Here is a 7,616-nt window from a genome sequence, read left to right as displayed (position 1 = left end):
CCCGGAAGGGTTTCGGTCGGTCACGCGGAAATCGGCGGGGGGGGGTGGGGGGGGGCGGAGCCGCCCGGGCCCCCCCCCCCCCCCCCCCCCCCCGGCGGGCGCGCCCCCCCCCGCCCCGGGGGGGGGGGCCCGTGGGGCGGGCGCGCCCCCGCCCCCGCCCCCGGCCCCCCCCCCCCCCCCCCCCCCCCCCCCCCCCCCCCCCCCCCCCGCCCGCCCGCGGGCCCCGGGGCCCGGCCGCTCAGACCACGCCGAGCGCGTACGCGGCGAAGAACGCCGCCGCCGCGCCCGCCCCCGCCTTGGCCGGCCGGGAGAGCGCCGTCCACGGGCCGTCGAACCGGCGGGTGAACCACCCGATCCCGACCAGCACCGCGCCGAACAGCGGCAGCAGCGCCAGCCGCAGCGCCACCCAGCCGAGCGAGTCCGGTGCCACCGTCAGCCCGGGCACCGCGCCGAAGGCCGCCGCACCCGGCACCGCGACGGCGAGCATCGCGCTCTGGTGCCAGCAGAAGATCGTCATCGCGGAGAGGTTGACCGCCACCACCGGCAGCCACAGCAGCGGCCGACCCGTCAGCAGCCGGCCGAGCCGGTCGCGCAGCAGCACCGCCGCGCCGCACTGGACCGAGGCCAGCGCCAGGACCAGCAGGGACGGCGGGTGCGAGTTGGTCCGGGCGGCACCCGGGACCCCGACCATCGACGCCGGGTAGTGGAACACCAGCAGCAGCGCCGCGAACAGCACCGCGCCCCCGGCCAGCAGCAGCCGCGCCGCCGGACGGCCCAGCCGGCCCCCGGCCCAGAGCACGCCCAGCTGATAGCCGAACAGCCAGCCCGGCAGGATGTTCAGCAGTCCGGCCCAGGACGGCACCGACTCCGCCCACGGCCCGTACCGCAACAGGTCGACGGCGGCGACCGCGGCCAGCGGCAGGCCGGCGGACCAGCCGCCCAGCCGGCGGGCGGCGGCGGCGCAGAGCGGGGTGAGCGCGGTCAGTCCGAGGTAGACCGCGATGTACCAGAGCGGCTGCACCACCAGCGTCGACCCGGTCCGGACGGTGTCGGCGGGCACGCCGAGGCGCGGCAGCAGCGGAATCAGCAGGGCCCAGACGGCGGCCACCCCGAGGACCGGGCGGAGCAGTCGCACCGCCCGGCCGCGCAGCCAGCCGGCCGTGCTCGTGCCGCGGGCCCGGGCCCGTTCCAGCGAGCGGGCCGCGGAGTACCCGCCGACCAGGAAGAACACCCCGAGCAGTTGCAGCCCCCAGCTGGCCGGGGCGAAGAAGCCGAGCGCGGGCGAGGACAGCGGGCTGGCGTTGTGCAGGGCGCCGTCGGCGGAGCGGGTGAAGCCGCCGAGCAGCCAGTGGCCCACCGGGACGGCGAGCAGCGCGAGGGCGCGCAGGCCGTCCAGCGCGCGGTCGCGGCTCTCGGGGGTGCGGGCGTCCACCTGGCGGGCGGCGCGGCGCAGGGGCGCCAGCAGGGGGGTGAGCGGGGAGGTGAGCGGGGAGGTGGACCGGGGGTCGGGCATGGCGAGGTCTCCGTTCGCGGGGTGCGGCGCGGCGGTCGGGGAGAGGGCGAGGAGGGCTCGGCGGCCGGGGCTCGGCGGCCGAAAGCTCGGCGGCCGAAGGTCAGGCGTCGGGGCTCAGCGGTCGTGGACTCAGCGGCCGAGCGCGAGCCCGGCGAAGGCGGCCAGCGAGGCCGTGCCCGGGGCGAAGTAGCCGGTGTGGCCGTGCGAGCCGGTGGACGGCAGCGGCCGGGCGCCGAAGGCCGGGGCGGTCGGGTCGGCGCCGTGGCCGAGGCCGAACAGCCGGACGAAGGGCACCCGGCCGATCCAGTCGGAGTCGTTGCGGGCGGTGGCCCAGAGCGGGACGCGCGGGTCGAGTTCGGCGGCCGAACCGACGCCGAGGCCGGGCGAGCCGAGCACCACCACGCCGGAGGCCCGGTCCGGGCCCGGCCTGGCCAGCCCGCAGACCACCGAGCCGTAGCTGTGGCAGAACACCGTGGGCGGGGCGTCCGGGCGGGCGCTGACGGCGAGTCCGTCCAGCAGCCGGGTCAGCCTCCCGGCGCCGGCCCGGGCCAACTGCTCGGTGGCGGCGTCCGGGCCCAGGCCGAGCGGGGTGGTGTAGCCGGCCCAGGCGATCACCGCGGTCCGTCCGCCGGTCGCGTCGGACAGGGCGCGGGCCATTCCGGCGGGGGTGCCGTACGGGTCGCCGGCGCGGTCGAAGGTGCGCAGGTCGATGTCGGAGCCGGGGACGACCACCGCGACCCGTCCGGCGGTGGCGAGGTCGCCGAACACCTCGGCGACCAGGCCCCGGCCGCGCGGGTCGAAGGCCAGGAACCGGCGCGGACCGCCGGGCGCCGCCCCGTCGAGCAGGGTGCGGTAGCGCTCCGCCCGCTCCCGGGCGGCGGCGTGGTCCTGCGGGGTGAGCGCCGGGTCACCGGCCCGGGCCGCGGCGCGGTCGCGCTCGGCGGCGATCGCCCGGGCGTTGGCCCGCAGCCGCAGCTCGACGGGCGCGCCGTCCAGGTTGCCGACCACCAGCGGGTGGCGGACGGCCAGCGCCTCCCGGGCGGCGGGCGGCAGCCGGGCGAAGAAGGCGGCCACCTCGGCGGGGCGGGCGGTGGCCGGGTCGGGCAGCGGCAGGCCGAGGGTGGTGTCGGCGACCCACTCGGTGCTGCCTGGCGGCGGCCCGGTCACCGCCCGCTCGCCGCCGGCGGCCCAGCCGCCCACACCCAGCACCCCGCCCAGTGCCAGTGCGGCGGCGGCCAGCGTCCGTCGGATTCGCTGCTTCCCCATGTCCGTTCCCTCCCGGGCCGTTCGGCTTCGACAGGAGGGGACGGTAGGGACGAGGCGGCCCCGCGGACGTCACACCGCGGGGCCAACTCCCGGGTGCTACCCGGGTATCAGGAGGTTCTCCCCCGGGGGAGAACCCCACCGGGAACCGGAGGGGGGCGTCATTGCCCGGGTGTCACTGCCCGGGTGTCACTGCCCGGGGGTGACCAGCCCGGACTCGTAGGCCAGCACCACCGCCTGGGCGCGGTCGCGCAGGTCCAGCTTGGCCAGGATCCGGCCGATGTGGGTCTTCACGGTCTGCTCGGCGAGGACCAGCCCGGCGGCGATCTCCTGGTTGGACAGGCCCCGGGCGATCAGCTCCAGCACCTCGGTCTCGCGCGGCGTCAGGCCGTTGAGCCGCAGCTTCGGGTCCCGGCGCCGGGCCGGCCGGGTGCGGGCGAAGTCCTCGATCAGCCGGCGGGTCACCGAGGGCGCGAGCAGTGCCTCGCCGGCCGCCACCACCCGGACGGCGGCGATGAGGTCGGCCGGCGGCGCGTCCTTGAGCAAGAAGCCGCTGGCGCCGGCCCGCAGCGCCTCGTAGACGTAGTCGTCGACGTCGAAGGTGGTGAGCATCAGCACCTTGGGGCGGTGGGCGCCGGGCACGGCCGGGTCGAGCAGTCTCCGGGCGGCCTCCAGGCCGTCCATGACCGGCATCCGGACGTCCATCAGCACGACGTCCGGGTGGGTGCGGCCGGTCACCTCCAGGGCCTGGGCGCCGTCCGCCGCGTCGCCCACCACGTCGATGTCGCTCTGTGCGCCCAGCAGGGCGGCGAATCCGGCCCGCACCATCGCCTGGTCGTCGACGATGATCACGCGGATGGTCATACGGTGCTCCCCCGGGGGCGTTCTACGGTTCGGCCGGCGTCCCGTCCGGATCGGGGGACGCGGTGCCGCTCGGCCGGCTGTCCTGCGACCGAGTATCCGTCAGACCGGTGACGGGCAGGACGGCGGCCACCCGGAAGCCGCCGTCCGCCAGCGGGCCGGTGTCCAGCCGCCCGCCCAGCAGCCGGACCCGTTCCCGCATGCCGACCAGCCCGTGGCCGGTGCCCTCGGCCGAGCCCTCCAGCGACTCGGTGCGCCCGGGCGGGGCCGCGTTGACCACGGTGACCAGCAGGGACTCCCCGGTGACGGCCAGCGAGACCCAGGCGTCGGCGCCCGGGGCGTGCCGGACCACATTGGCCAGCGCCTCCTGGACGATCCGGTGGACGGAGAGGCCGACGGCCGGCGGCAGCACGTCGTCCGTGAGCTCCGGGTCGAGGTCGAGTTCGGCCGCCACCCCGGCCCGTCGCACCGTGTCGACGAGCTGGGCCAGCCGGCCGATCCCCGGCTGGGGCGCCGTCTCGGCGCCGGAGTCCTCGCTGCGCAAAACGCCGAGCAGCCGCCGCATCTCGGTCAGCGACTCGCGGGCCGTCCCGGCGATCGCGGTGAACTCCTCCGCCGCCTCGTCCGGGACCCCGGCGATCCGGTACGGCGCGCTGGCCGCCTGCACGGCGATCACCGACATGTGGTGGGCGACCACGTCGTGCAGCTCGCGGGCGATCCGGGCGCGCTCCTCCAGCAGGGTGCGCCGCTCGCGCTCGGCCTCGCTGATGTGCTCCTGCTCCGTGAGCCGCCGGGCGGCCTCGGCGCGCTCGCGCAGCGCCCCGCCGAGCACCAGGACGGCGCCGGCCAGGGCGGTGGCGAGCAGGCTGTTGTCCCCGCCGAACCGGTCGGTGAAGCCCAGGAGGGACATCGTCAGGCTGGCCGCCGCGGTCGTCAGCCAGACCGCGACCAGGGTCCGCCGGGGCTCGCGCAGGGCCAGCGGCAGCATCAGGAAGAGGTAGCCGAGCAGCACCGTCGGAGGCCACGGCCAGGGGCCGGTGGGGCCGGTGCCGACGGTGAGGACCGCCAGCGCGGTCAGCAGGTCGGCGCCGCCGATCATCCACCAGGCGGGCAGCGGCCGGGTGAGGGCGAGCAGCAGCGGCACCGTCTGGGCGACCGCGAGGGCCGCGGCCAGGCCGACGGAGATCCCGTAGTCCTCGCTGAGCACGTTGATCCCGCTGGGCAGCAGCGAGGCGATCGCGGCCACGGCGGCGAGGTAGGGGAGGCGGCGGACCCAGCGGCGCGGGGACTGGCCCAGCAGCGGGGTGTGGTCCGCGGCGGGGCGGGTCAGCGGGGCGAGCAGCGCGCGCACCGGACCGGCCGGGGCGGGCCCGGCGAACGGCTTGGTCATCCGGTCAGCCTAGGGCGGCCGGGGTCGGCGGACGTCCCTCCCAGGTGCCGGGTCCCCGGTAGTACTGCGGTAGGGGGTCGGGCGGGGTGGCTAGCGAGTGGAGCGCCAGTCGCCGACCAGGGCCGGGCCGAGCTGGTCCAGGTGGCGGTCGATCAGCGCGATCATGCCCTCCGGCCCGACGTCCTCCTGGTCGGCGGTCCAGGACAGGTGGGCGGCGCGCAGCACGGCGCCGAACGCGGCCGCGAGGACGGCGGGCCGTAGGTCCTCGGCCGGGTCGAGCCCCTCGCGCTCGGCGAGCACCCGGATCACCACGCGCTCCTGCTCGGCGACCCGGCGCAGGTGGGCGGCGAGCAGGGTGGGGGTGTCCTCGATCATCCGGATGAGCTCCAGCGCGGCGTTCACCGAGCACGGTCCGGTGGGGTGGGCGGAGCCGCGCTCGCGCCAGGAGCCGACGATCGCGGCCCGCAGCGCCCGCAGCGGGCCCTCCTCGGCGGGGCGGGCGCGCAGCAGCTCGATGAAGTGGTCCTCGGCCTCGGCGAGCACGGCGAGGGCGACCTCGTCCTTGTTGGCGAAGTAGCGGAAGAAGGTGCGCTGCGAGACGTCGACCGCGGAGGCGATCTCGTCGACGGTGGTGCTGGCGAAACCCTGTCCGAGGAACAGCCGGTGCGCGGCCTCGATGAGCGCGTCCCGGGTGCGCTGCTTCTTCCGCGCGCGCAGCCCCGGCTCCGGGGCTGCGGCGGGAGGAGCGGACTGAGCGGCCATGGCGGGCGCCTTCCGGAGGGTGATCGGGCTGGTGTTCCGGAGGCTACTGTAGCCCTCTGACAAATGGCAGACGGCAGCAGAAGACAGCGTTTGCCGAATGTCAGCAGCTGACATAATCTGCCCGGAGTGGCGCCCGTCGGGCCGGGCACTCGTGGGGACGGGTGGGCCGGGGCGCCACGACCATGTCCGTCCGCAGTCAGCCCCGGAGGGCCCAGATGAGCCAGTCCCTCACCAAGAGCGCCACGGCGGACACGCCGCCGTCCGGCACTTCGCCGGGTGGGAGGAGCCTGCGGGGACACCCCTGGCTGACCCTGCTCACCGTCGCCGTCGGCGTGATGATGGTCGCCCTGGACGGCACGATCGTCGCCATCGCCAACCCGGTGATCCAGGCCGACCTCAACGCCGCGCCCTCCGAGATCCAGTGGGTGACCAGCGGCTACCTGCTGGCCCTCGCGGTCTTCCTGATCACGGCCGGCAAGATCGGCGACCGGTTCGGCCACCGGAGCACCTTCCTGGTCGGCGCGGTCGGCTTCGCCGCCACCTCGGCCGCGATCGGCTTCGCCGGCAACATCCAGACCGTGATCGCCTGCCGGGTGCTCCAGGGCCTGTTCGGCGCACTGCTCCAGCCGGCCGCGCTCGGCCTGCTGCGCGGGGCCTTCCCGGCCGAGAAGCTCAACATGGCGATCGGCATCTGGGGCGGCGTGATCGGCGCCTCCACCGCGGCCGGCCCGATCGTCGGCGGCCTGCTGGTCGAGCACGTCAACTGGGAGTCGGTGTTCTTCATCAACATCCCGGTCGGCCTGCTGGCGCTGGGCCTCGGCCTGTGGATCCTGAGGGACGTGCGGGCCGAGAACGCCGCCAGGTCCTTCGACGTCCCGGGCATCGTGCTGCTCTCGGTGGCGATGTTCGCGCTGGTCTTCGGCATCATCAAGGCCCCCGAGTGGGGCTGGGGCGACACCAGGACGGTGCTGTTCCTGGGCGGCGCGGTGGTGCTGATGGTGCTCTTCGCGCTCTGGCAGGGCAAGGCCCGCGAGCCGCTGATCCCGCTCGGCCTGTTCCGCTCGGTGCCGCTGTCGGCGGGCGTCCTGCTGATGGTCCTGATGGCCTTCTCGTTCTTCGGCGCGATCTTCTTCGTGACCTTCTACCTGCAGAACGTGCACGGTATGACGCCGGTCCAGGCGGGCGTCCACCTGCTGCCGATGACCGGCATGATGATCATCGGCTCGCCGGTGGCCGGCATCGCGATCGGCAAGCTGGGCCCGCGCGTCCCGATCGTGGCCGGCATGGTGATCACCACCGTCGCGATGTTCGGCATGTCCACCCTGGACTCCGGCTCGGGCAACGGCGTGATGGCGCTCTGGTTCGTGCTGATGGGCCTGGGCATCAGCCCGGTCATGGTCGGCGCCACCGAGGTCATCGTCGGCAACGCGCCGATGGAGCTGTCCGGTGTCGCCGGCGGCCTCCAGCAGTCGGCGATGCAGGTCGGCGGCAGTCTCGGCACCGCCGTGCTGGGCGCGCTGATGGCCGCCAGGGTCACCGACGTGCTGCCCGGCAACTGGGCCGGCGCGGGCCTGCCCCCGGTCGAGCCGGCCCAGGTCGAGGGCCTCAACCAGGCCGCGCAGCTCGGCATCGCCCCGCCCGCTCCGGCCGGTACCCCGCAACAGGTGGTCGACGCGATGGCCGGCGCCGTCCACGACTCCTTCGTCAGCGGCATGTCGCTGGCCTTCGCGGTCGCCTCGGTGGTGGCCTTCGCCGCCGCCGTGCTCGGACTGCTGACCCGCCGCGGCACCACCGAGGCCGGGCCCGCCGTCCACATCTGAGCAGCCC

6 protein-coding genes are annotated in these 7,616 nt (G+C 76.2%); 1 reads left to right on the top strand and 5 read right to left on the bottom strand.

Annotated features, from left to right (window positions below):
- Window positions 1-238 precede the first annotated feature (238 nt).
- From SM793_RS21965 to SM793_RS21945, 5 genes are all read right to left on the bottom strand, one after another.
- Complete coding sequence (locus SM793_RS21965) at window positions 239-1,513, bottom strand: acyltransferase (RefSeq protein WP_320439958.1); 1,275 nt, start codon at window positions 1,511-1,513, stop codon at window positions 239-241.
- A gap of 129 nt (window positions 1,514-1,642) precedes the next feature.
- Window positions 1,643-2,779: an alpha/beta hydrolase gene (locus SM793_RS21960; RefSeq protein WP_320439957.1), complete on the bottom strand. Its 1,137-nt coding sequence runs from the start codon at window positions 2,777-2,779 to the stop codon at window positions 1,643-1,645.
- 186 nt (window positions 2,780-2,965) lie between these two features.
- The gene (locus tag SM793_RS21955) at window positions 2,966-3,640 is read right to left on the bottom strand and encodes a response regulator (RefSeq protein ID WP_030395846.1); all 675 of its coding nucleotides are present in this window, start codon (window positions 3,638-3,640) and stop codon (window positions 2,966-2,968) included.
- A 22-nt stretch (window positions 3,641-3,662) separates the two neighbouring features.
- Window positions 3,663-5,027 (bottom strand): sensor histidine kinase, encoded by a 1,365-nt coding sequence (locus tag SM793_RS21950; RefSeq protein WP_320439956.1) that lies wholly within the window; start codon window positions 5,025-5,027, stop codon window positions 3,663-3,665.
- A 90-nt stretch (window positions 5,028-5,117) separates the two neighbouring features.
- Window positions 5,118-5,789 (bottom strand): TetR family transcriptional regulator, encoded by a 672-nt coding sequence (locus SM793_RS21945; protein ID WP_320439955.1) that lies wholly within the window; start codon window positions 5,787-5,789, stop codon window positions 5,118-5,120.
- A gap of 215 nt (window positions 5,790-6,004) precedes the next feature.
- Between SM793_RS21945 and SM793_RS21940 the strand changes: the two genes are divergently transcribed.
- Window positions 6,005-7,609, top strand: a complete 1,605-nt coding sequence (locus SM793_RS21940; RefSeq protein WP_320439954.1) for an MFS transporter — start codon at window positions 6,005-6,007, stop codon at window positions 7,607-7,609.
- The last annotated feature ends 7 nt before the right edge of the window (window positions 7,610-7,616 follow it).

The organism is Kitasatospora purpeofusca, from assembly GCF_034043715.1.
Lineage (GTDB): Bacteria > Actinomycetota > Actinomycetes > Streptomycetales > Streptomycetaceae > Kitasatospora > Kitasatospora purpeofusca_A.
This window is presented reverse-complemented; position numbering and strand designations above follow the sequence as displayed.

Coding starts and splice junctions, on each gene's coding strand:
- SM793_RS21955 (WP_030395846.1), bottom strand. CDS start 3,640: ATGACCATCCGCGTGATCATCGTCGACGACCAGGCGATGGTGCGGGCC.
- SM793_RS21945 (WP_320439955.1), bottom strand. CDS start 5,789: ATGGCCGCTCAGTCCGCTCCTCCCGCCGCAGCCCCGGAGCCGGGGCTG.
- SM793_RS21940 (WP_320439954.1), top strand. CDS start 6,005: ATGAGCCAGTCCCTCACCAAGAGCGCCACGGCGGACACGCCGCCGTCC.
- SM793_RS21950 (WP_320439956.1), bottom strand. CDS start 5,027: ATGACCAAGCCGTTCGCCGGGCCCGCCCCGGCCGGTCCGGTGCGCGCG.
- SM793_RS21960 (WP_320439957.1), bottom strand. CDS start 2,779: ATGGGGAAGCAGCGAATCCGACGGACGCTGGCCGCCGCCGCACTGGCA.
- SM793_RS21965 (WP_320439958.1), bottom strand. CDS start 1,513: ATGCCCGACCCCCGGTCCACCTCCCCGCTCACCTCCCCGCTCACCCCC.